At 66.4% G+C, this 21,081-nt stretch carries 22 protein-coding genes; 16 read left to right on the forward strand and 6 right to left on the reverse strand.

Features of this window, described 5'->3' with window-relative positions:
• Nucleotides 1-12: 12 nt before the first annotated feature.
• Nucleotides 13-243, reverse strand: a complete 231-nt coding sequence (locus ACLIVD_RS29385) for a hypothetical protein (protein ID WP_016882734.1) — start codon at nucleotides 241-243, stop codon at nucleotides 13-15.
• Nucleotides 244-339: 96 nt separating this feature from the next.
• Here ACLIVD_RS29385 and ACLIVD_RS29390 point away from each other — a divergent pair, with 96 nt between their 5' ends.
• The 3 genes from ACLIVD_RS29390 to ACLIVD_RS29400 all read left to right on the forward strand — a co-directional run bounded on the left by ACLIVD_RS29390 (nucleotide 340) and on the right by ACLIVD_RS29400 (nucleotide 2,458).
• Nucleotides 340-897: a DUF2231 domain-containing protein gene (locus ACLIVD_RS29390; protein ID WP_280779848.1), complete on the forward strand. Its 558-nt coding sequence runs from the start codon at nucleotides 340-342 to the stop codon at nucleotides 895-897.
• A 16-nt stretch (nucleotides 898-913) separates the two neighbouring features.
• Nucleotides 914-1,069, forward strand: coding sequence for a DUF6131 family protein (locus ACLIVD_RS29395; RefSeq protein ID WP_005251863.1), 156 nt, complete (start codon nucleotides 914-916; stop codon nucleotides 1,067-1,069).
• A gap of 174 nt (nucleotides 1,070-1,243) precedes the next feature.
• The gene (locus tag ACLIVD_RS29400) at nucleotides 1,244-2,458 is read left to right on the forward strand and encodes a glycosyltransferase (RefSeq protein ID WP_411194622.1); all 1,215 of its coding nucleotides are present in this window, start codon (nucleotides 1,244-1,246) and stop codon (nucleotides 2,456-2,458) included.
• A 22-nt stretch (nucleotides 2,459-2,480) separates the two neighbouring features.
• Here ACLIVD_RS29400 and ACLIVD_RS29405 read toward each other — a convergent pair whose 3' ends face one another.
• Nucleotides 2,481-2,789 (reverse strand): STAS domain-containing protein, encoded by a 309-nt coding sequence (locus ACLIVD_RS29405; RefSeq protein ID WP_005251861.1) that lies wholly within the window; start codon nucleotides 2,787-2,789, stop codon nucleotides 2,481-2,483.
• 358 nt (nucleotides 2,790-3,147) lie between these two features.
• Nucleotides 3,148-3,912, reverse strand: a complete 765-nt coding sequence (locus ACLIVD_RS29410) for a GAF and ANTAR domain-containing protein (RefSeq protein ID WP_491931067.1) — start codon at nucleotides 3,910-3,912, stop codon at nucleotides 3,148-3,150.
• Nucleotides 3,913-4,133: 221 nt separating this feature from the next.
• Between ACLIVD_RS29410 and ACLIVD_RS29415 the strand changes: the two genes are divergently transcribed.
• Nucleotides 4,134-4,568, forward strand: coding sequence for an ATP-binding protein (locus ACLIVD_RS29415; protein WP_280779845.1), 435 nt, complete (start codon nucleotides 4,134-4,136; stop codon nucleotides 4,566-4,568).
• Nucleotides 4,565-5,362, forward strand: a complete 798-nt coding sequence (locus ACLIVD_RS29420) for an RNA polymerase sigma factor SigF (protein ID WP_005251853.1) — start codon at nucleotides 4,565-4,567, stop codon at nucleotides 5,360-5,362. The genes ACLIVD_RS29415 and ACLIVD_RS29420 overlap by 4 nt, the downstream gene beginning before the upstream one ends.
• A gap of 177 nt (nucleotides 5,363-5,539) precedes the next feature.
• Here the strand turns inward: ACLIVD_RS29420 and metE are convergent, their stop codons facing one another.
• The 3 genes from metE to aceA form a co-directional block, all read right to left on the reverse strand.
• Complete coding sequence (gene metE / locus ACLIVD_RS29425) at nucleotides 5,540-7,834, reverse strand: 5-methyltetrahydropteroyltriglutamate--homocysteine S-methyltransferase (RefSeq protein ID WP_491931068.1); 2,295 nt, start codon at nucleotides 7,832-7,834, stop codon at nucleotides 5,540-5,542.
• Between the two features lie 123 nt (nucleotides 7,835-7,957).
• Nucleotides 7,958-8,854 (reverse strand): 3-hydroxybutyryl-CoA dehydrogenase, encoded by an 897-nt coding sequence (locus ACLIVD_RS29430; RefSeq protein ID WP_005261077.1) that lies wholly within the window; start codon nucleotides 8,852-8,854, stop codon nucleotides 7,958-7,960.
• Nucleotides 8,855-8,973: 119 nt separating this feature from the next.
• Nucleotides 8,974-10,263, reverse strand: a complete 1,290-nt coding sequence (gene aceA, locus ACLIVD_RS29435) for an isocitrate lyase (RefSeq protein WP_283330984.1) — start codon at nucleotides 10,261-10,263, stop codon at nucleotides 8,974-8,976.
• 332 nt (nucleotides 10,264-10,595) lie between these two features.
• Between aceA and ACLIVD_RS29440 the strand changes: the two genes are divergently transcribed.
• The 11 genes from ACLIVD_RS29440 (at nucleotide 10,596) to ACLIVD_RS29490 (ending at nucleotide 21,053) form a co-directional block, all read left to right on the forward strand.
• Entirely contained in the window at nucleotides 10,596-10,955 is a 360-nt protein-coding gene (locus tag ACLIVD_RS29440; protein ID WP_491931069.1) for an FmdB family zinc ribbon protein, read from the forward strand.
• Nucleotides 10,956-10,976: 21 nt separating this feature from the next.
• The gene (gene fmdA / locus ACLIVD_RS29445) at nucleotides 10,977-12,236 is read left to right on the forward strand and encodes a formamidase (protein WP_317570175.1); all 1,260 of its coding nucleotides are present in this window, start codon (nucleotides 10,977-10,979) and stop codon (nucleotides 12,234-12,236) included.
• A gap of 138 nt (nucleotides 12,237-12,374) precedes the next feature.
• Nucleotides 12,375-13,787, forward strand: coding sequence for an acetate metabolism transcriptional regulator RamB (gene ramB, locus ACLIVD_RS29450; protein WP_007301354.1), 1,413 nt, complete (start codon nucleotides 12,375-12,377; stop codon nucleotides 13,785-13,787).
• Between the two features lie 262 nt (nucleotides 13,788-14,049).
• Nucleotides 14,050-15,303 (forward strand): urea ABC transporter substrate-binding protein, encoded by a 1,254-nt coding sequence (gene urtA / locus ACLIVD_RS29455; protein ID WP_280779843.1) that lies wholly within the window; start codon nucleotides 14,050-14,052, stop codon nucleotides 15,301-15,303.
• Between the two features lie 44 nt (nucleotides 15,304-15,347).
• A complete protein-coding gene (urtB, locus tag ACLIVD_RS29460) occupies nucleotides 15,348-16,232 on the forward strand; it encodes an urea ABC transporter permease subunit UrtB (protein ID WP_005251836.1) in 885 nt (294 codons plus the stop codon).
• A complete protein-coding gene (gene urtC, locus ACLIVD_RS29465) occupies nucleotides 16,229-17,347 on the forward strand; it encodes an urea ABC transporter permease subunit UrtC (protein ID WP_491931070.1) in 1,119 nt (372 codons plus the stop codon). The genes urtB and urtC overlap by 4 nt, the downstream gene beginning before the upstream one ends.
• Nucleotides 17,344-18,189: an urea ABC transporter ATP-binding protein UrtD gene (gene urtD, locus ACLIVD_RS29470; protein ID WP_005261083.1), complete on the forward strand. Its 846-nt coding sequence runs from the start codon at nucleotides 17,344-17,346 to the stop codon at nucleotides 18,187-18,189. Before urtC ends, urtD begins: the two co-directional genes overlap by 4 nt.
• On the forward strand, nucleotides 18,176-18,889 hold the full coding sequence (urtE, locus tag ACLIVD_RS29475; protein ID WP_491931071.1) for an urea ABC transporter ATP-binding subunit UrtE: 714 nt from the start codon (nucleotides 18,176-18,178) through the stop codon (nucleotides 18,887-18,889). Before urtD ends, urtE begins: the two co-directional genes overlap by 14 nt.
• A complete protein-coding gene (locus ACLIVD_RS29480; protein WP_011594949.1) occupies nucleotides 18,889-19,587 on the forward strand; it encodes a GntR family transcriptional regulator in 699 nt (232 codons plus the stop codon). The genes urtE and ACLIVD_RS29480 overlap by 1 nt, the downstream gene beginning before the upstream one ends.
• A gap of 99 nt (nucleotides 19,588-19,686) precedes the next feature.
• Nucleotides 19,687-20,523 (forward strand): SDR family NAD(P)-dependent oxidoreductase, encoded by an 837-nt coding sequence (locus tag ACLIVD_RS29485; RefSeq protein WP_283330981.1) that lies wholly within the window; start codon nucleotides 19,687-19,689, stop codon nucleotides 20,521-20,523.
• Complete coding sequence (locus ACLIVD_RS29490; RefSeq protein ID WP_283330980.1) at nucleotides 20,520-21,053, forward strand: carboxymuconolactone decarboxylase family protein; 534 nt, start codon at nucleotides 20,520-20,522, stop codon at nucleotides 21,051-21,053. The genes ACLIVD_RS29485 and ACLIVD_RS29490 overlap by 4 nt, the downstream gene beginning before the upstream one ends.
• Nucleotides 21,054-21,081: the final 28 nt, after the last annotated feature.

Here is a 21,081-nt window from a genome sequence, read left to right on the forward strand (position 1 = left end):
GAAATGCCGCCGTCAGAAGAGGTGCGGCGTTTCGTGGTGCAGCCTGTGATCGTGACGCACGGCTCCTCCGTACAGCGCCATCGCTCCGGCCAGCGCGACGACGCACAGAGATCCGGAGATCACCGCCCAGCCGCCCTGCCCCGAGCCTGCGGCGACGAGGAATCCGCCGAGACAGACCACCGACAACAACACGAGAGCGAAGCTGACCCAAGCAGCGAAGAGATTGAGTTTCACGGCACTCACCTCACCTTCGAGAACGTGGTCCCGACGCTACGCCCGACCTGCATCGACGACAAGGCAGGCCGGTTTTCTTCGCGCCGCCCTGGGTAACCGGGAGTCATGAACCTCGAGAGCCTGTTCCGGAAAGCGGAATCCGCCGGGTTCCTCGACGGCGGCAGCCGGTTCCTGCAACAGCGGATCCAGGGGGCGCTCGGTTCGTCCGGCGCGGGTGCGATATTGCGCGGATCCTGGCTCGGGCACCCCGTGCATCCCGTTCTCGTCAGCCTCCCCATCGGTGCGTGGGTCGGCGCGACCGTCTTCGATCTGGCGTTCCGCGATCACGTCGGCGCACGCAGGCTGATCGGCCTGGGACTGCTCGCCACTCCCCCGACGTTGGTGACCGGCTGGGCGGACTGGGCCGAACGCGATACGCGTCAGCGCCGCGTCGGCCTGATCCACGCCGAGGCCAACGCCATCGGCATCACGGCCATGCTCGCGTCCTACCTTCGCCGCAGACACGGAACGGACGCACGCGCTGTCGTCACGAGCACCGCGGGACTACTCGCGATCGGTGTCGGCGGCGCGCTCGGCGGCCATCTGACCTACGCAATGGGCGCAGGAGTCGACGGGGTGCGGGAGGGTCCGGGGTCGGACTCTCGCCTCGCCCCGGTGGGATGAAGAATCGAGGAACGTCATGATCGTGCTCGGACTGATCTTGCTCCTGATCGGATGGCTCACCGGCCTCACTTGGCTGTGGACCATCGGCATCATCCTCCTGGTGATCGGCGCGATCTTGTGGATTCTCGGCGCCACTGGTCGTGCGGTCGGCGGTAGGCGGCGTTGGTATTAGAACGCAACACCGGCCTGCCTGTGCCACCTGTCCTGTGACAGAGTGCTAGCCGGTCGGTTTACAAACCCGAAGTTCGGGAATCCCCGTGGCATGACGGCCATTCATCGCGAACCCAGACCTCCCGTGTGCGGCGGGCAACCGATGAGAACGGCAGCCGTCGGCACCTCGAGACGATTGAGGATTTCGATGGTCTCGGCCAACGCCAGTCCTCTCGACGTCTCGGACGGCGCCGATGTCGGGGGGCAGAGCATTCACCTCGCCGAACTGTCGGCAGCCCTCACACGAGAGGGTCACGACGTCACCGTCTACACCCGGGCGGAGAGCGAGGACGCCCCGGCGCGGGTCACGACCCCCGGCGGATACACCGTGGTGCACGTGCCGGTCGGGCCTCCGCGGCGGATGTCCGAGGCCGAGATCCTGCCGCTGATGGGGGCGTTCGGCAGCGTTCTGAAGGCCGAATGGGAAGCCGAACGGCCGGACATCGTCCACGCCCACTACTGGATGTCCGGGATCGCGACGCAACTCGCCGCCCGCACCATGGGCATTCCGGTGGTCCAGACGTTCCATGCGCTGGGGGTGGTCGAGCAGCGGTTCGAGCGCGCGGATTCGTCGAGCACCCACAACCGAATTCACTTGGAACAGTTGATCGCCCGCGGCGCCACCCGGGTGGTGGCGACGTGTACTGACGAGGTCTTCGAACTCTCCCATCTCGGCCTGCCGCGCTCGCGCACGTCCGTGGTTCCGTCCGGCGTCGACGTCGCCGAGTTCACGCCCGACGGCCGCGCCGACGAGAAGGGCAAACGCCATCGCCTCGTCATGGTCGGCCGCTTGGCGCCGAGCAAGGGGTTCGACACCGCGATCGAGGCGCTCTCCCACTTCCCCGACACCGAACTCGTCATCGCGGGCGGGCCGGCCGCCGACGACGTCGCCGACGACCCCGAAGCGTCGCGATTACTGACCCTGGCCCGGGAGACGAAGGTGCGCAACCGGGTACGGATCGTCGGGCGCGTGCCGAGGAACGCCATGCCCTCGCTGCTGCGCTCGGCGGATGCCGTCGTGTGCACCCCCTGGTACGAGCCGTTCGGCATGGTTCCGCTGGAGGCGATGGCCTGCGGCACACCGGTGGTGGCGTCCGCCGTCGGTGGTATGAGGGACACGGTGGTCGACGGCATCACCGGGCGCCTCATCTCACCGCGCAACCCGGTCCGCCTGGCCGAGGCCCTGCGACAGATCTTCGACGACGACGCCCTGCGCACGGGATACGGCATGGCGGGCTGCGATCGCGCCCGCGCCCGCTACTCGTGGGACCGGGTCGCCACCGATACCCTCCGCGCCTACGGCCGCTGCGTGTCGGCCCCTCCGCGCACGAGTCGAACCGGCGCCCACTGACGTCGGGCGCCGGTTCGGACGGTCAGGCCGTTCGGCCGTGCCAGGCCCCGAGGGCACTGTCCACGGAAGCGAAGCAGGGGTAGCTCGACTCCTGGCCCGCGGCTCTGAGCAGCCGATATACCGGCCGGCCGCAGATCATCGCCCATGTCCGCCCGTCCCGGACGTTCGTCGCGTGGACGGTGTCGAGCACCGACAGCCCCGCGGTTCCGATGAAATCCACCTTCGACATGTCGAGGATGAACTGCCCCTCGGGCGAAATCCGCGTGCACACGTAGTCGCGGAACCCCGGTGCACTGAACAGGTCGATTTCGCCTCGCACCCCTACCAACATCACCCCGGACCCGACTCGCTCGGAAGTGAATTCCGCGCTCGCACAGCGTGTCGGAGCGGAACCGACAGCCGAGAGCGTTACCCTCGGCTTGTACGTGGTACCGAACTCCGTGCCCGAACACGCCATTTCAGGTTCTGGGACCCCTGGACCAACAGACATGGCTCACCCCATCTCGAACATTGAGAGGGGAAGCGGAGCACCTGCAGACAGACCCGACCTCGGACACATGACACCGTCTGCTACGGCAGCGCTTCCCGACATCGGCTGTGTGTTCAACCTCGGTTCGAGACTACTCCCGCCTGTGGTGTGTCACAAGGAAATAACAGATACTCGAGCTCTCATTTGCCCTGGTGAGCGATTACAAACCGTTACGCACGGTTGTCCGCGCCGAAACAGCCGCGACGACACGTTCTGCGACCACGCGCAGTTTGACGTTCTCCCGCTGCGAACGCGTGACGAGGACGTCGAACGCGGTCTCGGCGTCGAGACCCCGCAACGCCATCACGATTCCCTTCGCCTGATCGATGACAGCGCGGGACCGGAGGGCGATACGGAGTTGCTCGATCAGATTTCTCGCCTCGCCGTACCGCCGGGCATTGCGCACCGCGACCGCAGCCGCCTCGACGTACAGCTCCAGCACCGACTCGTCCATGCGATGGAAGGCGTGCGGCAACAGTCCGTACAGATTCAGCGCGGCGGACTGCTCCGCGACGGGCAGGGGTACGGACAGATAGCTGTGGACGCCTGCCGGCTCGGAACTCGCGGCGTACGCCGGCCACCTCTCGTACGCCGCGGCACGGTCGGCCCGCACGGTCTCGCGGGAGCGCACGGCGTCGAGCGCAGGCCCCTCACCGAAGCGGTACTGCAACTCCTCGAGCGCCGCGAGCTCGTCCGACGTCGCGGCCACCGTGACGGGACCCGTCGGCCGGAGAACGGTGATCCCGGCCATCGCAGCACCCGGGAACACCTCGACCACCCGACGACACAGCGTGTGCAGCACCACGTCGGTCTCGTCCACGGGTTCGAGCAACTCGAGCACAGCGTCGAGCGACACGGTGACCGCGTCGACATCCGCGGTCTCGACGTCATTCGTCAACGTGTGCAGGTGAATCTCGTCAGGCATCCCACTCGTCTCCCGTGACCACCATGACCCTGCCGAGGGCCTCAGGAACGCTGATCGTGCCGCCAACACTACTCGGGCAAACGTACTGATCGGACTGGTTTGATCGGTCCTGTTCTGCGGTATTCCACCTGCGGTGTCGCCGGATCGCTACCCTGACTTCTCAGCAGCGCGGGCCGACCCACCGCCCGCCGACAGCACGGTACGCCCGACCCGGAGGTCTCATGGCCATCGCCAAGACAATCGAACCCGACCAGGATCACACACATCCCGTCGTCGAACTGCGCGTGCGAGCAACGCCCGATCAGCTCTCCGTACTGCGCGCCCTGGCAGCAACCGTTGCCATTCACGAAGATTTCGACCTCGACTCCATCGCCGACATCAAACTGGCCATGGACGAGATCTGCACCCAGCTGATCGTCCGCGCGACACCGGACGCGCTCCTGGTGTGCCGGCTGCAGTATCTCGACAACACCCTGCGAGTCGACGTATCGAGCACCACCACCTCGGTCGACTCCCTCGGCGAGCGTTCGTTCGCCTGGCACGTGCTCAACGCCCTCACCGATTCGGTCGATCTGAAACAGGAGCCAGACTCCGCCACCGCGGGTTTCGTGACCACCATGGAATTCACCAAGGTGAAGAACGGCCTGAGTCTGTGACGTCCCATACTCACAGTGGGGGGCACACGGCCCGTTGGCCGGACGAGTATCAGGACGTCACAGCACTCTTCGAACAGATGGCAGCCCTCGACGAGGACGATCCCCGGCGCAGCAGACTGCGCGACGCCGTCGTGACGCGCTGTCTCCCGCTCGCCGAGCACATCGCACGCCGCTTCGACGGTCGCGGCGAGGCGCACGACGATCTGGTTCAGGTCGCGCGCCTCGGCCTGGTCAACTCGGTCGACCGGTTCGACGTGGAGCGGGGATCCGACTTCGTGTCGTTCGCGGTCCCCACCATCATGGGCGAGGTGCGACGGCACTTCCGCGACACCGGGTGGGCCGTGCGGGTGCCCCGCCGGATGAAGGAACTGCACCTCGCGCTGAGCCAGGCCGTCGCCGAACTGTCCCAGAGTCTCGGCCACGCTCCCACTGTCAGCGAACTCGCCGAGCACCTGGACCTCGAACAGGAGGAGGTGGCGCAGGGGCTCCTCGCCGGCAACGCGTATCAGACCGTCTCCGTCGACAACACGTCGTCGGACCGGACCGGCGAACTGTCCATGGTGGAGACGCTCGGCGACTACGACGCCGCGATGGACGACGTCGAGAACCACGAAACCCTGCGCCCCCTGCTTCAATCCCTCCCAGAACGGGAGCGGACCGTCCTCATGCTGCGATTCTTCGGCAACATGACACAGACCCAGATCGCCGACCGGGTCGGTATCTCGCAGATGCACGTGTCCCGGTTGCTGGCGAAGACACTGGCATCACTGCGAGATCAACTCGGTGACGCGTAGGTCAGATCGTTGCCGTGTCGATCACGAATCGGTACCGCACGTCGCTGCCGACCACGCGGTCGTAGGCGCCGTCGCGTGCTGCCCCACTCGTGGCGGCCTACACCTCGACATGTTTGCGCGACCGAAAGCCCGTTCGGGGCCACCGCTGAGGCGGTGACCCCGAACACGCCGGAGAAATCAGGCCTCGGATTCTTCCTTCTCGGCCCGCCTGCGGAGTCGCTTCGCCGCCGCCACCATATTGCGCAGCGAAGGCTCGAGCTGCCAGTAGTGACGCGTCTTCAGGCCGCCGTCCGGGTTGGCCCACAACCGTTCGAGTGAGACCGACTCGCTCGCCTCCGTGAGCAGTTCGTCCAACTCGTCGATGTCCGGAATCCGGGCCGACCGGCTCTCGTACACACCCGGACCGACACCGTGGGTCAGCGCCCGCTCCTTGATGGCACCGAGCACCCACGTGATGGAGCGCGTCGCCACGATCGCCGTCACGTCCGCGTCGAGCCGTTCGATGGCGTCGACCACCGACGCCCGGCTCGTGTACGTGATATGCGTGTGGATCTGCGTCTCCGGCTTCGCCCCGCCCGTCGCGAGACGAAATGCGTCGACCGCCCACTCGAGATACGCCTCGCGGCCGTTCTCGCGCAACGGCAGCAGTTCCCGGATCGCCGGCTCGTCGACCTGGATGATCGCGATGCCCGCCGCCTCGAGGTCGGCGATCTCGTCGCGGATCACCAGCGCCAACTGGTCGGCCGTCTCGTACAGCGGCTGATCCTGGCGGACGAACGACCGCGCGATCATCGTCACCGGACCCGTGAGCATGCCCTTGACCGGCTTGTCCGTCAGCGACTGCGCGTACGAGATCCACTCGACGGTCATCGGCTTCGGCCGCGACACGTCCCCGTAGAGGATCGGCGGACGTGTACACCGCGAGCCGTAAGCCTGCACCCACCCGTTGTGGGTGAAGGCATACCCCTCGAGAAGCTCCGCGAAGTACTGCACCATGTCGTTGCGCTCGTGCTCACCGTGCACGAAGACGTCGAGCCCGATGTCTTCCTGCAACCGGATCGTGCTTTCGATCTCGGCCTGGATCCGCTTGTAGTATTCCTCCCACTCGAGGCGTCCCTCACCCAGCTCGTACCGCGCCTGCCTGATCGCGTCCGTCTGCGGGAACGAGCCCAGCGTCGTCGCCGGAACCAGCGGCAGGTTCAGTCGCTCCTGCTGGGCGACCCGCCGCTCCTCGTACGGAACCCGGAAGCGGTCGCCCGGCTTGATCGCGTTGACCCGTGCCCGCACCGCGTGCTTGAGCTTGAAGTGCACCGACGTGGGACGCTTGCGCCACTTGTCGGACGGCCCCTCGGTGAGCGCCTTGGCCAGCGAGACCACCTCGCCGACCTTCTGCTTCGCGAACGCGAGCCGGTCTGCGACATCACCCGGGATGTCGTACTCGGACAACACGTCGTACGGAACGTGCAGCAACGACGTCGACGTCGAGACCACGAGATCCGGCACGACGTCCTTCAGCGTGTTCAGGTACGTCAGCGTGTTGTACCGGTCGACGCGCCACACGTTGCGGCCGTCGACCACACCGGCGTAGATGCGCTTGCGCTTCATGCCCGGGATCTTCGCCAGCTCGTCGGCGCTCAGCCGGTGACTGACGAGATCGAGGCCCAGAGCCTCCACCTTGGTGGAGGCGAGGATGGCGAGCGCCTCCCCGAGATGCCCGTACGGACCGGTGACGAGGATGCGGGGCCGCAGCGGTGCGTGCGACAGCTTCTCGTACGCCTTGGCCAGCGCGGCCAGTTCTTCCGGTGCGCGGTCCTCGGTGAACGACGGCTCGTCCAGCTGGACGCATGTGGCGCCGGCCTTCGCGAGCTGCTCGAACAGCCTCTCGTACTCCGGCAGCACCTTGTCCAGCAGGTCGAGGGTCGAGAAACCGTGCCGCTTCGACGTCGGACCGACCTTCGACAGCAGCAGCAGCGACACGGGCCCCAGCACGACCGGACGCAGTTCGATCCCGCGCGCCTTCGCCCGCTCGAACTCGTCCATCACGGTCTCGGACCGCAGCGAGAACTCGGTGTTCTCGTCCAGTTCGGGCTGACGGTAGTGGTAGTTGGTGCCGAAGAACCGCACCAGCTCGAGGGGCGGGAAGTCCGGCCGGCCACGCGCCAGCGTGAAGTAGAAGTCCAGCGGATCGAGCTGCCTCTCGAGCGGCTTGAACCGCTCGGGCACGGCACCGAACAGCAGCGCGTTGTCGAGTACGTGGTCGTAGTAGGAGAACGTGTTGCCCGGGACCTGGGTCAGACCGGTCGCGGCGAGCTCACTCCACGTCTCCTCCTGAAGGTCCCGGGCGACGGCGACGAGTTCTTCCTTCGTGCTCGTGCCGTGCCAGTAGGACTCGAGGGCACGCTTGAGTTCGCGGCGAGGTCCGATGCGGGGATACCCCAGGATGCTGGATCCGTATGCTGCGGTGCTGGACATGCGGTCGACCTTTCTGGGCTCAGTCCAGTGGCTGAGAATGCCTCTGGGCTCGATGCACCTGTGCGCCTCTCACAACCGCCAGTGGTCGTGAAAGGCGCACAGGTGTAGTCGCCTACCTACCTACTAGCTGGCCTTCTTGCTGGCACGACCGTTGTCGCCGTACTCGTAGAAGCCCGCACCGGACTTCTTGCCGACCAACCCGGCCTCGACCATGCGAAGCAGCAGCGGCGGCGCCGAGTACAGGGGCTCCTTGAACTCTTCGTACATGGAGTCGGCGATGGACTTGACCGTGTCCAGGCCCACCAGGTCGGTCAGCGCGAGCGGACCCATCGGGTGCGCGAGGCCGAGAACCGTTGCCTTGTCGATGTCTTCCTTGGTCGCGAACCCGGACTCCACCATGCGGATCGCGGAGAGCAGGTACGGCACCAGTAGGGCGTTGACGACGAATCCGGAACGGTCCGCGGAACGGACGACCTGCTTGCCCAGCACATCGCTGGCGAAGGCCTCGGCCCGCTCGGACACCGATTTGCTCGTCTTGAGCGTGGTCACCAGCTCGACGAGGGGAAGCACCGGAACGGGGTTGAAGAAGTGCATCCCGATGACCCGTTCCGGGGACTTCGTGGCGATGCCCAGCTTCATGATCGGGATCGACGACGTGTTGGACGCCAGTACGGCGTTCGGATCCGTCACGACCTGGTCGAGTTCGGTGAAGATCTCGCTCTTCACCTTCTCGTCCTCGACGACGGCCTCCACGACGAGCTGCCGGTCCGCGAAATCACCGAGATCGGAGGTGAACCGCAGCCGCCAGGCGGCCTGCTCACGTTCCCGCTCGGTGATCTTGCCGCTGCTCACTCCGCGGTCGAGCGAACGGAGGATGCGCGAACGCCCCGCTGCCGCAAGCTCGCGGGTTTGCTCGAACACCAGAACGTCGACGTGCGCGCGAGCACACACCTCAGCGATTCCGGCACCCATGATCCCGGCGCCGATCACGCCGACGCGCTGAATCTTTTCGCTGGTCACGTCAGCTCCTTTTCGTCTAGTGGAGTCGTCGCCCGGGGAGGGGCCCTGTTACAGGCCCCTCCCCGGGGTCGGGTTGATCAGGTGAAACCGTGATCGGTCGAAGCCTTGGAGGACAAGGCTCAGTGGAACTGACCCTCTTCGGTGGAGCCCTTCAGAGCAGCCGTCGAGGTGTTGGGGTCGACCGTGGTGGCGATACGGTCGAAGTAGCCGGCGCCGACCTCACGCTGGTGCTTGATGGCGGTGAAGCCACGCTCCTCGGCGGCCTTGAACTCGCGCTCCTGCAGGTCGACGAAGGCGGTCATGCCCTCGCGGGCGTAGCCGTGGGCCAGGTCGAACATGCCGTAGTTGAGCGAGTGGAAGCCGGCGAGGGTGATGAACTGGAACTTGAAGCCCATCGCGCCGAGCTCCTTCTGGAACTTCGCGATGGTCGCGTCGTCAAGGTGCGCCTTCCAGTTGAAGGACGGCGAGCAGTTGTAGGCGAGCAGCTGGTCCGGGAACTCGCTGCGAACGGACTCGGCGAACTTCTTGGCGACCTCGAGGTCCGGCACGCCGGTCTCCATCCAGATGAGGTCGGAGTACGGCGCGTAGGCCTTGGCGCGAGCGATGCAGGGCTCGATGCCGTTCTTCACACCGTAGAAGCCCTCGGCGGTGCGAGTGCCGTCGAGGAACTCGCGGTCGCGCTCGTCGACATCGGAGGTGATCAGGGTGGCGGCCTCGGCGTCGGTGCGCGCGATGACGACCGTCGGAACGTCGGCCACGTCGGCCGCGAGTCGCGCCGAGGTCAGGGTGCGGATGTGCTGCTGCGTGGGGATGAGGACCTTGCCACCGAGGTGGCCGCACTTCTTCTCCGACGCGAGCTGGTCTTCCCAGTGCGAACCGGCGACGCCGGACGCGATCATGGCCTTCTGCAGCTCGTAGACGTTCAGAGCGCCACCGAAGCCGGCCTCGCCGTCGGCGACGATCGGGGCGAGCCAGTTGTCGACGGAGGTGTCGCCCTCGACCTTGGCGATCTCGTCGGCGCGCAGCAGCGCGTTGTTGATGCGGCGCACGACCTGCGGCACCGAGTTGGCCGGGTAGAGACTCTGGTCCGGGTAGGTGTGACCCGAGAGGTTCGCGTCGCCGGCGACCTGCCAGCCGGACAGGTAGATGGCCTTGAGGCCCGCGCGGACCTGCTGCACGGCCTGGTTACCCGTGAGGGCACCCAGCGAGTTGATGTAGTCCTCGTTGTTCACGAGGTCCCAGAGGATCTCGGAACCACGGCGGGCGAGGGTGGCTTCCTCGACAACGGTGCCCTGGAGCTTGGCGACCTGCTCCGCCGTGTAGTTGCGGGTTACTCCCTTCCAGCGCGGGTTGGTGTCCCAATCCTGCTGGATTTCAGCTGCGGTCTTCGGGGTGCCGGTGGTCGACATCAAGACTCCACTCTCTTCGATCTGCTGGTCCGGTACGGATGTACTGCTTCACATCCTTGCCAGGCCCTTCGTATGTACTTACCGAGAATGACACAAGCAAAAAGTGCCGTCTACCTGTTGCTAATGCCAATCTTGGCTAGCTTTTCACAACACCTTGCAAAGACTGTTAAGAAAGTTCGGCGCCACACCTGCCCGATCGGAGAGGAAAGATACTCGCCAGTAGCAAAAAGCCGCAGGTGGTGAACCAAATGCACGCAACTCGCCGTACACAGATATTTCCGCCCGTGCGACCCTCGCCTTCCCACCGCGGCACAGCCGTCGACCCGCCCGTTGTGACTGCAATCACCAATCGGGTCGGTTACCGTGACCTCGAATGGTCTCCTCCGGCGAAGGGCACCACGATGCCGCTGTACGAATTCCGATGTGCCGCCGACTGCGGCCCGTTCGAGCAGTCGTTCCCGATGGCCGACGTACCCGGCACCACACGCTGCCCGCGGTGCGACCGCGACGCCGTCCGGCGCGTGTCCTCACCGCGACTCGGACACGGATCGTCGTCCGCGATGAACCTCCTCGACAGCACGAAGAGGTCGGCTCACGAACCGGACGTCGTCACCGGTCCGCCGCCCCAGACCACGGCAGGGCGTTCACCCGTCACGAGCAATCCGCTGCACCGCCGACTTCCTCGTCCCTGACCGGCCACCGAAGGAGCGCACATGCCCGAACTGCTGTTTCCGCTCGATTCCTCGAAAAAGTTCACCGATCAGGCGATCGTCGGCCACAACCGCTGGCACCCGGACATCCCGGCCGCGGTCACGGTGAAACCGGGCGACTCCTTCCGCGTCCACTGCCGCGAATGGTTCGACGGCGCCATCCACAACGACGACTCAGCCGACGACATCCTGAACGCTCCCCTCACCACGGTCCACACATTGTCCGGGCCGTTCGCCGTGGAGGGCGCGAAGCCCGGCGACCTGCTGATCGTCGACATCCTGGACGTCGGACCCATCCCCCAGGAGGATTCCGGCCCGCTGGCAGGCCAGGGCTGGGGGTACACCGGGATCTTCTCCCGCCACAACGGCGGCGGATTCCTCACCGAGCAGTTCCCCGACGCCTACAAGGCCGTCTGGGATTTTTCCGGTCAGACCGCCACGTCGCGGCACGTCCCGCACGTCTCGTTCACCGGCATCGTCCACCCCGGACTGATGGGCACCGCGCCGTCGGCCGCCCTCCTGTCGAAGTGGAACGCGAGGGAGGGCGCGCTCATCGCCACCGACCCGGGCCGGGTTCCCCCACTCGCCCTGCCGCCCGAACCGCAGGACGCCGTCCTCGGGTCCCTGTCGGGCGCCGACTTCGACCGCGTCGCCGGCGAGGCCGCCCGCACCGCGCCCCCACGCGAGAACGGCGGCAACCAGGACATCAAGAACCTCACCAAGGGCAGCCGCGTCTTCTACCCGGTGTTCGTCGACGGCGCGAACCTGTCCGTCGGCGATCTGCACTTCTCCCAGGGCGACGGCGAGATCACGTTCTGCGGCGCCATCGAGATGGGTGGCTTCATCGACCTGCGCGTCGACATCATCAAGGGCGGCATGGACACGTACGGCGTGTCCGAGAACGCGATCTTCATGCCCGGCAACACCGACCCGCAGTACTCGGAGTGGCTCGCGTTCTCCGGAACGTCCGTCACCCTCGACGGGGAACAGAAGTACCTCGACTCGCACCTGTCGTATCAGCGGGCCTGTCTCCACGCGATCGACTACCTCACCAAGTTCGGGTACAGCCCCGAGCAGGCCTACCTCCTCCTCGGCGCCGCACCGATCGAGGGCCGGCTGTCGGGGGTGGTGGACATCCCGAACTCCTGCTCGACGGTGTACCTGCCGACGGCGATGTTCGACTTCCCCGTCGCACCGTCCGCGTCGGGTCCGTTCCAGATCGACCCGGGTGTCGGCGCGCCGCGCTCGGAGAACGAGGCCTGAGCGCGGGCGAATGTACCTTTCAGCGCCTCCAGTGCGCCCAGAGGTACATTCGCCCCGCGTCACCGTGTCCCGACCCGCGCGAGTAAATCTTGCGAAGGTTCCGTTCGCACATCTGACCTGCGCCGGTACCATTGCCGTATGTCCAAGACCTTCGTCGGCACCCGGTTGCGTCAGCTCCGAACCGAGCGTGGACTGAGCCAGGCGGCGCTGGCGAAGACGCTGGAGATCTCCGCCAGCTACCTCAATCAGATCGAGCACGACGTGCGGCCGCTGACGGTGCCGGTGCTGCTGCGGATCAGCGAGGTGTTCGGCGTCGACACCACGTTCTTCTCATCCCAGGACGACACTCGCCTGATCGCGGAGATGCGCGAGGTGGCGCTGGACCAGGAGATGGGCATCGACGCGGACGCCCAGGAGATCGCGGAGATGGTGGCGTCGCATCCGGGCCTGGCGAAGGCGATGGTCAACATGCACCGCCGCTTCCGTAACACCACCGCGCAGCTGGCTCTCGCCACTGAGGACCGCTACAGCGACGGCAGTGGTAGCGGCTCGATCACGATGCCGCACGAAGAGGTCCGCGACTACTTCTATCAGCGGCAGAACTATCTGCACGAACTGGACACGGCGGCGGAGGAACTGACCGCGCGCATGCGATTCCACCGCGGCGACGTCGGCGGTGAGATCGCCCGCAGGTTGCAGACCGTGCACGACGTGCAGATCGTCAAGCGCATCGACCTGGGCGAGAACGTCCTGCACCGGTACGACCCCGAATCCCGGCTGCTGGAGATCTCGCCGCACCTGTCGGGCGGCCAGCAGGTGTTCAAGTTCGCGACCGAGCTGGCGTTCCTCGAATACGGCGACCTGCTCGACAAGCTGGTGGCCGAGGGCGGCTTCACGAGCGACGAGTCCGTGGCGCTCGCCCGGCTCGGGCTGGCCAACTACTTCGCTGCGGCCACGGTGCTGCCGTACGGCCAGTTCCACGACGTGGCCGAGGACTTCCGGTACGACATCGAGCGGTTGTCCGCGTTCTACTCGGTGAGCTACGAGACGATCTGCCACCGCCTCTCGACGCTGCAGCGTCCGAAGTTGCGCGGCGTTCCGTTCATGTTCGTCCGCGTCGACCGGGCCGGGAACATGTCGAAGCGGCAGTCCGCCACCGGGTTCCACTTCTCCACCAGCGGTGGCACGTGCCCGCTGTGGAACGTGTACGAGACGTTCGCGTACCCCGGCAAGATCATGAACCAGATCGCGCAGATGCCGGACGGCCGCCGGTATCTGTGGATCGCCCGGACCGTCGAACGTCGCGCCCAGCGCTACGGCCAGCCGGCCAAGATCTTCGCGATCGGGCTCGGCTGCGAGATCCGGCACGCCCACCGGCTCGTCTACGGCGACGGTCTCGACCTCGACGATTCCAACCCGGGCACCCCGATCGGCGCCGGTTGCCGGGTGTGCGAGCGCGTCAACTGCCCGCAGCGCGCGTTCCCGCCGCTCGGCAAGCAACTCGACATCAGTGAGCACCAGAGTTCGGTCTCCCCGTACCTGATCCGCTGACTCGCCTTGTGTCACATCGGTTCAATCCGACTGAACCGGTGTCACATTGGCCGCAGCGGCAGCAGCCTCCGGCCCCGCCGGGAGCGCTGTGAGCGGTTGTTCACGTAACCGTAATTCGCGTCACGAACACGTCACCGACAGACATTCAGGCGCAACAACGGCCGCTTAATGTTCGCCCCACGAATACACCTCTGTATACGTGGGGCGGATACATGTCCCGGGTTGCGGAGGTCCCCAAATCCTCCGACGGAAAGGCCCGTACATGCGCACCTTCTCCAAGCGCGCCCTCGCTGCACCGACCGCGCTCGCCGCCATCGGGCTCGTGCTGACCGGTTGTGGCAGCAAGGCGTCCGACACGGTCGGCGAGTCCACCGCGGCGTCCTGTGTGGACACCTCCGGAGACACGATCAAGGTCGGGTCGCTGAACTCGCTGTCGGGCACGATGGCCATCAGCGAGGTGACCGTCCGGGATTCGATCGCGCTCGCGGTCGACGAGATCAACAACTCGGGCGGCGTGCTCGGCAAGAAGATCCAGATCGTCGCGGAGGACGGGGCCTCGGAGCCCACCGTGTTCGCCGAGAAGGCGGAGAAGCTGATCAGCAGTGACTGCGTCGCAGCCGTGTTCGGCGGTTGGACGTCGTCGAGCCGCAAGGCGATGCTGCCCGTGTTCGAGGACAACAACTCGCTGCTCTACTACCCCGTGCAGTACGAGGGCCTCGAGGATTCGAAGAACATCTTCTACACCGGGGCCACCACCAACCAGCAGATCGTGCCCGCACTCGACTACCTGAAGGAGAAGGGCGTCAAGTCGCTGTACCTGGTGGGCAGTGACTACGTGTTCCCGCAGACCGCCAACCGCATCATCAAGGCGTACGCGGAGGCCAACGGCATCGAGATCAAGGGTGAGGACTACACCCCGCTCGGCTCCACCGACTTCTCGACCATCGTCAACAAGGTCCGCTCCGCCGATGCGGACGCCGTCTTCAACACACTCAACGGCGACTCCAATGTCGCGTTCTTCCGCGAGTACGCGAACGTCGGCCTGAAGCCCGCCGACATGCCCGTCGTTTCCGTGTCGATCGCCGAGGAGGAGGTCGGCGGTATCGGCGTCCAGAACATCGAGGGCCAGCTGACCGCCTGGAACTACTACCAGACCATCGACACGCCGGAGAACAAGAAGTTCGTCGACGCGTATAAGGCCCGGTACGGCGCGAACAAGCCGACGTCCGACCCGATGGAAGCCGCCTACACGTCCGTGTACCTGTGGAAGAACACCGTCGAGAAGGCGAACTCCTTCGCCACCAAGGACATCCAGGACAACGCGGACGGCGTCACGTTCGCCGCCCCGGAGGGACTGGTCACCATCGACGGGTCCAACCACCACATCACCAAGACCGCGCGCATCGGTGAGATCCGGAACGACGGCCTGATCTACACGGTCTGGGATTCGGGCACACCGATCCAGCCGGACCCGTACCTGAAGTCCTACCCGTGGGCCGAGTCGCTGGGTAGCTAGAACACGGTCCGACGAGCACGAGGGAAGAGAGAGGACATACATCGATGGATGTAGTGATCGGACAGCTGTTCACCGGATTGAGTATCGGATCGATTCTGTTGCTCGCGGCGCTGGGGCTGTCGTTGACGTTCGGCCAGATGGGCGTCATCAACATGGCCCACGGCGAATTCATCATGGCCGGCTCGTACACGGCGTATGTGGTGCAGCAGGTGGTATCGAGCGCCACCGGTTCCCTGTTCATCTCTCTGCTCGTCGGCTTCGTGGTCGGTGGCGCGATGGGTGTCCTCCTCGAGGTCACCCTCGTCAAGCGGATGTACCACCGGCCGCTGGACACGCTGCTGGTGACGTTCGGTGTGGGGTTGATCCTGCAGCAGCTGGCACGGGACGTCTTCGGTGCGCCCGCCGTCAACGTCGCCGCACCGGAGTGGCTCTCCGGTGGTGTGGAGATCCTGGGCGCGGTGGTGCCGAAGACGCGCCTGTTCATCCTGGTGCTGGCCGTCGTGGCCGTCGTCGCGCTGTCGCTGGCGATGCAGAAGTCCCCGATGGGACGCCGCATCCGCGCCGTCGTGCAGAACCGCGACCTCGCGGAGACGAGCGGGATCTCCAGTCGCCGAACCGATGTGACGACGTTCTTCATCGGTTCCGGTCTGGCGGGTGTCGCCGGTGTGGCGCTCACCCTGATCGGCTCGACGAGTCCGACCATCGGGCAGAGCTACCTCATCGACGCGTTCCTGGTGGTCGTGGTCGGCGGCCTGGGTCAGATGAAGGGCGCGGTGATCGCCGCGTTCGCACTCGGCATCCTCAATTCGTTCGTCGAGTACTCGACCACGGCGTCGATCGCCAAGGTCATCGTGTTCGTGGTCATCGTGGTGTTCCTCCAGGTTCGGCCGCAGGGCCTGTTCGCCGTCAAGACGAGGAGTCTCGTATGAGCATCCTGACGAGTGGCCGCTACCGCGCGTGGGCGGGATTCGCACTGGCCGCGCTGCTTCTGTTCGTCGTCGCCCCCGCGGTTCTCAGCGACTTCCGGCTGAGTCTGCTCGGCAAGTTCCTGTGCTTCGCGATCGTCGCGGTCGGTATCGGCCTGGCGTGGGGCCGCGGCGGCATGCTCACCCTCGGCCAGGGTGTCTTCTTCGGGCTGGGTGCCTACATGATGGCGATGCATCTGAAGATCGCCGACGCCGAACTCCGCGGAGACACGGTGCCCGACTTCATGCAGATCGCGGGCATCCGGGAGCTGCCGGGCTACTGGGTGCCGTTCACGTCGCCGATCGTGACGATCCTGGGAATCCTGCTGATCCCGGCGCTGGTGGCGTTCGTCCTCGGGCTCGGGGTGTTCAAGCGCCGCGTCAAGGGCGCCTACTTCGCGATCCTCAGCCAGGCGCTCGCCGCCGCATTCGCCATCCTGCTGGTCGGCCAGCAGAGCACCGGAGGAAGCAACGGCCTCAACCGGTTCCGCACGTTCTTCGGTTTCAACCTGAACGATCCGGCCAACAGGCAGATGCTGTTCTTCATCGCCGCCGGCGTGCTGCTGGCCGTGGTCGCGATCACCCGGCAGCTGATGAACAGCCGTTACGGCGAACTGCTCGTCGCCGTCCGGGATCAGGAGGAGCGCGTCCGCTTCCTCGGGTACGACCCGGCGAACATCAAACTCGTCGCCTACGTGACGGCCGCGTTCTTCGCGGGCCTCGCCGGCGCGCTGTTCGTTCCGATCGTCGGCATCATCTCCCCCGCCGATGTCGGGATCGTCCCGTCGATCGCGTTCCTGATCGGGGTGGCCATCGGCGGACGTTCCACGCTCCTCGGCCCGGTCCTCGGCGCCATCGGGGTGGCGTGGGCGCAGAGCGCGTTCTCGGAGTCGTTCCCGTCCGGCTGGACGTACGCGCAGGGTCTGCTGTTCATCGTGGTCGTCGGCTTCTTCCCGGCCGGTGTCGCGGGGCTGTTCGCGCTGCTGAAGCGGAAGAAGAAGGCCTCCTCCGACGAACCTGCCCCGCCCGGACCGGAAGACGAGACCGAGCCGACGGAACGAATGGAGATGGCCCGATGACGATTCCTGCCACGGCCAAGGAGCCGGTGCTCGGCGGCAACGCCGGAATGTCCAGCGAGTACCTCGAGGTCCGGGACCTTCGGGTCAGCTTCGACGGCTTCAAGGCGGTCGACGGCGTCGACCTCACCCTGATGCAGGGCGACCTGCGGTTCCTCATCGGTCCCAACGGCGCCGGCAAGACCACTCTCGTCGATGCCATCACCGGGCTCGTCCCCGCGACGGGATCGGTCACGAAGTCCGGTGTCGAGTTGATCGGCAAGAAGGTGCACCGCATCGCCCGGCTCGGTGTGGGCCGCACGTTCCAGACCGCGAGCGTGTTCGAGGAGCTGACGGTTCTCCAGAACCTCGACATCGCGGCGGGCGCGGGCCGGTCGGCGCTCACACTGCTGCGCCGACGCAAGACGGTGCTCCCTGCCATCGAGGAGGCGCTCGACGTCACGGGTCTCGGCAAGCTGCGCGACACCCCGGCCGGAATCCTCGCGCACGGACAGAAGCAGTGGCTGGAGATCGGAATGCTGCTGGTGCAGAACTGTTCCGTCCTGCTGCTGGACGAGCCGGTGGCCGGCATGAGCCACGAGGAACGCGACGAGACGGGAAACCTGCTGCGCCGAATCGGCGGTGAGCGGACCGTCGTGGTGGTCGAGCACGACATGGACTTCATGCGCGCGTTCGCGACGTCGGTGACCGTGCTGCACGCCGGGAAGGTGCTGAGCGAGGGAACCGTGGAGCAGGTGCAGGCCGATCCACGGGTGCAGGAGGTGTACCTCGGGACCGCCGCGGCCGGTGCCGCCCCCGAACTGCAGCCCGAGGTTTCGAAGGAGGACAGCGATGCTCGAGCTTGAGAACATCCGGGCCGGGTACGGCCGAACCGAAGTGATCCACGGAGTCTCGCTGACGGTCCCGTCGGACGGTGTGGCCGCGGTGATGGGACACAACGGAGCGGGCAAGACGACGCTTCTGCGGGCGGCGGTCGGACTGATCAAGGTCGATTCCGGGCGGGTGCTGTTCGACGGCGAGGACGTCACGGCGTCGCGGCCGAGCGCCCGGGTGGCGCGCGGCCTCGCCTACGTGCCGCAGGGCCAGCAGTCGTTCGGTCAGCTGACCACCGCGGAGAACCTTCAGGTGGTGGCCGACGGCCGCAAGCGCGGAAAGGAACTCGTCGGCGAGGTGCTGGATCTGTTCCCGGCTCTACGCGGCCTGCTCGACCGGCGTGCCGGTCTCCTCTCCGGTGGGCAGCGTCAGCAACTTGCCATCGCGCGGGCCCTGATCACGGAACCGAAGATGCTGATCCTCGACGAACCGACGGAAGGCATTCAGCCGTCCGTCGTGGCCGAGATCGAGCGCACCATCATGGAACTCACCCGCCGCGGCGGACTCGGAGTCCTGTTGGTGGAACAGCACATCGGGTTCGCTCTCGAATCCGCCGAGAGCTACTACGTCCTCGAGTCGGGGCGGGTCACGTCCTCCGGCGCCGGTGGCGCCGCACCCGGTTCCGACGTCCGTACCGCGGTCTCCGACGTCCGCGCGGCGATGGCGATCTGATGGCACGCCGAGAACCGGCCGGCTCCCTCAGCGATCACGTGTATCTGTCGCTGCGCACCGACCTGATGAGCGGCCGGATCCCACCGGGACAGCGTCTCGGCGAGGAGCGTCTCGCCGACACCTACGGGGTGTCGCGGACGCCGGTGCGGGAGGCCCTGGCCCGGCTCCTCGCCGACGGACTCGTCCAGCGCGACGTGGGCGGGTTGTTTCCGTACCGCCCCCGCATCGACGAGCTGGCCGGACTGTACGAACTGCGCATCACGCTCGAGCTCCAGGGAATCGCCCGGGTCCGCGCCGACGAGTCGCTGTCGCACGACCCGGACGTTCTCGGACCCGAGCTCGACCGGTGGTACGCGTTGCGGAAGGAGAACCCCGAGCCGGACGCCGGGTTCGTGGCGCTCGACGAGCAGTTCCACACCGTTCTGCTGCGGTCGGCGGGCAACCGGGCGCTGTCCGATGCGCTCGTCAACGTGAACGCGAAGGTGCGGCCGGTCCGGATGTTCGACTACCTCACCCCCGACCGCATGAGCGCGACCGTCGATGAACACATCTCGGTGGCCGAGCTCGCCCTCGACGGCAAGCTGGATTCCGCGTACGACACGCTGCTCGCGCACATCAGCGAGTCGCGTGAGGTGGTCATCGAGCGTGCTGAGCAGGCACTTTCCCTCGCACGCATGGCGTGGGCGATCCGCGATTGAGACAGTTGTCCAACTCGGTTGGACATTTTTCCCACCAATGAACCGAGCGGGTGCTAGCGTCTTGCTACCGCTCGGTAACACAGGTTGGGAACTCGCTTCATGTCACGCACTCTCGAAGAGAATCTGGTCGGACGCCGCGTCCTGATCACCGGCGCAGCCCGGGGTATCGGCGCCGGACTCGCCAGACGACTTCACGAGCGGGGCGCCCGTGTCGGGCTGCTCGGCCTCGAACCCGAACTCCTCGAACAGACGGCCACCACGTGCGGCCGGGCGCCGTGGCGTCGCTGCGACACCCGCGACCGGCGAGCCGTCGAGGACTCGTTCGACTACCTCACCGACCGGCTCGGCGGCCTCGATGTCGTCGTCGCCAACGCGGGCGTGACGCCCCCGGCGCACATCGTCGAGGGTGATCCGGAGGTGATGCGGTATGCCATCGAGGTGAACGTGATGGGGACGTACCACACGCTGCGGGCCGCGGGACCGTACATCGGGCACCGCAACGGGTACGCGCTCGTCGTGGCGTCGTCGACGACGTTCAGCCCCCTGCGTGGTGTCCACGGCGCCACGAGAGGCGGTGCCGAGGAACTCGGCGAGGCCCTGCGGGACGAGATGAAATCGCTGGGGACCCGGGTCGGCATCGCCCGGCTCGGCGAGATCGACACGGACCGCACCCTGATCGATTTCGACGGCGTCGCGGTTCCCCCACCCCGCGGCAGCGCACTGACCCGGACCTCCTCGATCACGGTGGCGGTCGACGCACTCGAGCGGGCAATCGCGGGACGGAAGAATCGGATATACGCACCGTCCCGGGTACCCGGAACGGATTCTGTGCGTATGCTCGCACTTCGGGCCACGGAGATGACCCGTTCGATCGAACTACGCGCGCACGCAGCCGTTCCCACGAGGGGACGAGCAGAAGGAGAGGGGGCGGCGTGACCGCACGCATTCCACCCGGACGTCTGAAGGAACTCGGCCCCGTCAACTGGGTGTTGTGGCGAATCATCTCCCGTGTCGCCGGTGTGCCGGACGCTCATCTGTTCAGCACGGTGGGCCGCACGAGGGGCCTCTTCCGTGCGTGGCTGCAGTACTCCGGCAAGCTGATGCCGGGCGGGCAGATCTCCCGGTACGAGACCGAATTGATCATCCTTCGCGTGGCGCACCTGCGGAAGTGCGGCTACGAGATGGATCACCACGTGCGCCTCGGACGCCGGGCGGGCGTCACCCCGGCGCTCCTCGAACAGGTGCTGGAAGGTCCCGCCGCGGACGGCTGGGACGCGCGCCGCCGCGCCATTCTCACCGCCGTCGACCAACTCGTCACCACCGACAACCTGGACGATGCCGCGTGGTCGGCGCTGAGCACCCACTTCGACGACCGCCGGATGATCGAATTCTGCTTTCTGGTGACCCAGTACGACGCCCTGGCCACCACCATCGGGACTCTGAGGATCGAACGCGACTATTCGTAGGTTCCACATCGCGTAGAGAAGAGGAACG

This window comes from Rhodococcus sp. G6(2025), assembly GCF_058628105.1.

Excerpts from the sequence above, each read along its gene's own strand:
- ACLIVD_RS29390 (WP_280779848.1), top strand. The coding sequence starts at position 340 with ATGAACCTCGAGAGCCTGTTCCGGAAAGCGGAATCCGCCGGGTTCCTC.
- ACLIVD_RS29395 (WP_005251863.1), top strand. The coding sequence starts at position 914 with ATGATCGTGCTCGGACTGATCTTGCTCCTGATCGGATGGCTCACCGGC.
- ACLIVD_RS29405 (WP_005251861.1), bottom strand. The coding sequence starts at position 2,789 with ATGTTGGTAGGGGTGCGAGGCGAAATCGACCTGTTCAGTGCACCGGGG.
- ACLIVD_RS29410 (WP_491931067.1), bottom strand. The coding sequence starts at position 3,912 with ATGCCTGACGAGATTCACCTGCACACGTTGACGAATGACGTCGAGACC.
- ACLIVD_RS29415 (WP_280779845.1), top strand. The coding sequence starts at position 4,134 with ATGGCCATCGCCAAGACAATCGAACCCGACCAGGATCACACACATCCC.
- metE (WP_491931068.1), bottom strand. The coding sequence starts at position 7,834 with ATGTCCAGCACCGCAGCATACGGATCCAGCATCCTGGGGTATCCCCGC.
- aceA (WP_283330984.1), bottom strand. The coding sequence starts at position 10,263 with ATGTCGACCACCGGCACCCCGAAGACCGCAGCTGAAATCCAGCAGGAT.
- fmdA (WP_317570175.1), top strand. The coding sequence starts at position 10,977 with ATGCCCGAACTGCTGTTTCCGCTCGATTCCTCGAAAAAGTTCACCGAT.
- ramB (WP_007301354.1), top strand. The coding sequence starts at position 12,375 with ATGTCCAAGACCTTCGTCGGCACCCGGTTGCGTCAGCTCCGAACCGAG.
- urtA (WP_280779843.1), top strand. The coding sequence starts at position 14,050 with ATGCGCACCTTCTCCAAGCGCGCCCTCGCTGCACCGACCGCGCTCGCC.
- urtB (WP_005251836.1), top strand. The coding sequence starts at position 15,348 with ATGGATGTAGTGATCGGACAGCTGTTCACCGGATTGAGTATCGGATCG.
- urtC (WP_491931070.1), top strand. The coding sequence starts at position 16,229 with ATGAGCATCCTGACGAGTGGCCGCTACCGCGCGTGGGCGGGATTCGCA.
- urtD (WP_005261083.1), top strand. The coding sequence starts at position 17,344 with ATGACGATTCCTGCCACGGCCAAGGAGCCGGTGCTCGGCGGCAACGCC.
- urtE (WP_491931071.1), top strand. The coding sequence starts at position 18,176 with ATGCTCGAGCTTGAGAACATCCGGGCCGGGTACGGCCGAACCGAAGTG.
- ACLIVD_RS29480 (WP_011594949.1), top strand. The coding sequence starts at position 18,889 with ATGGCACGCCGAGAACCGGCCGGCTCCCTCAGCGATCACGTGTATCTG.
- ACLIVD_RS29485 (WP_283330981.1), top strand. The coding sequence starts at position 19,687 with ATGTCACGCACTCTCGAAGAGAATCTGGTCGGACGCCGCGTCCTGATC.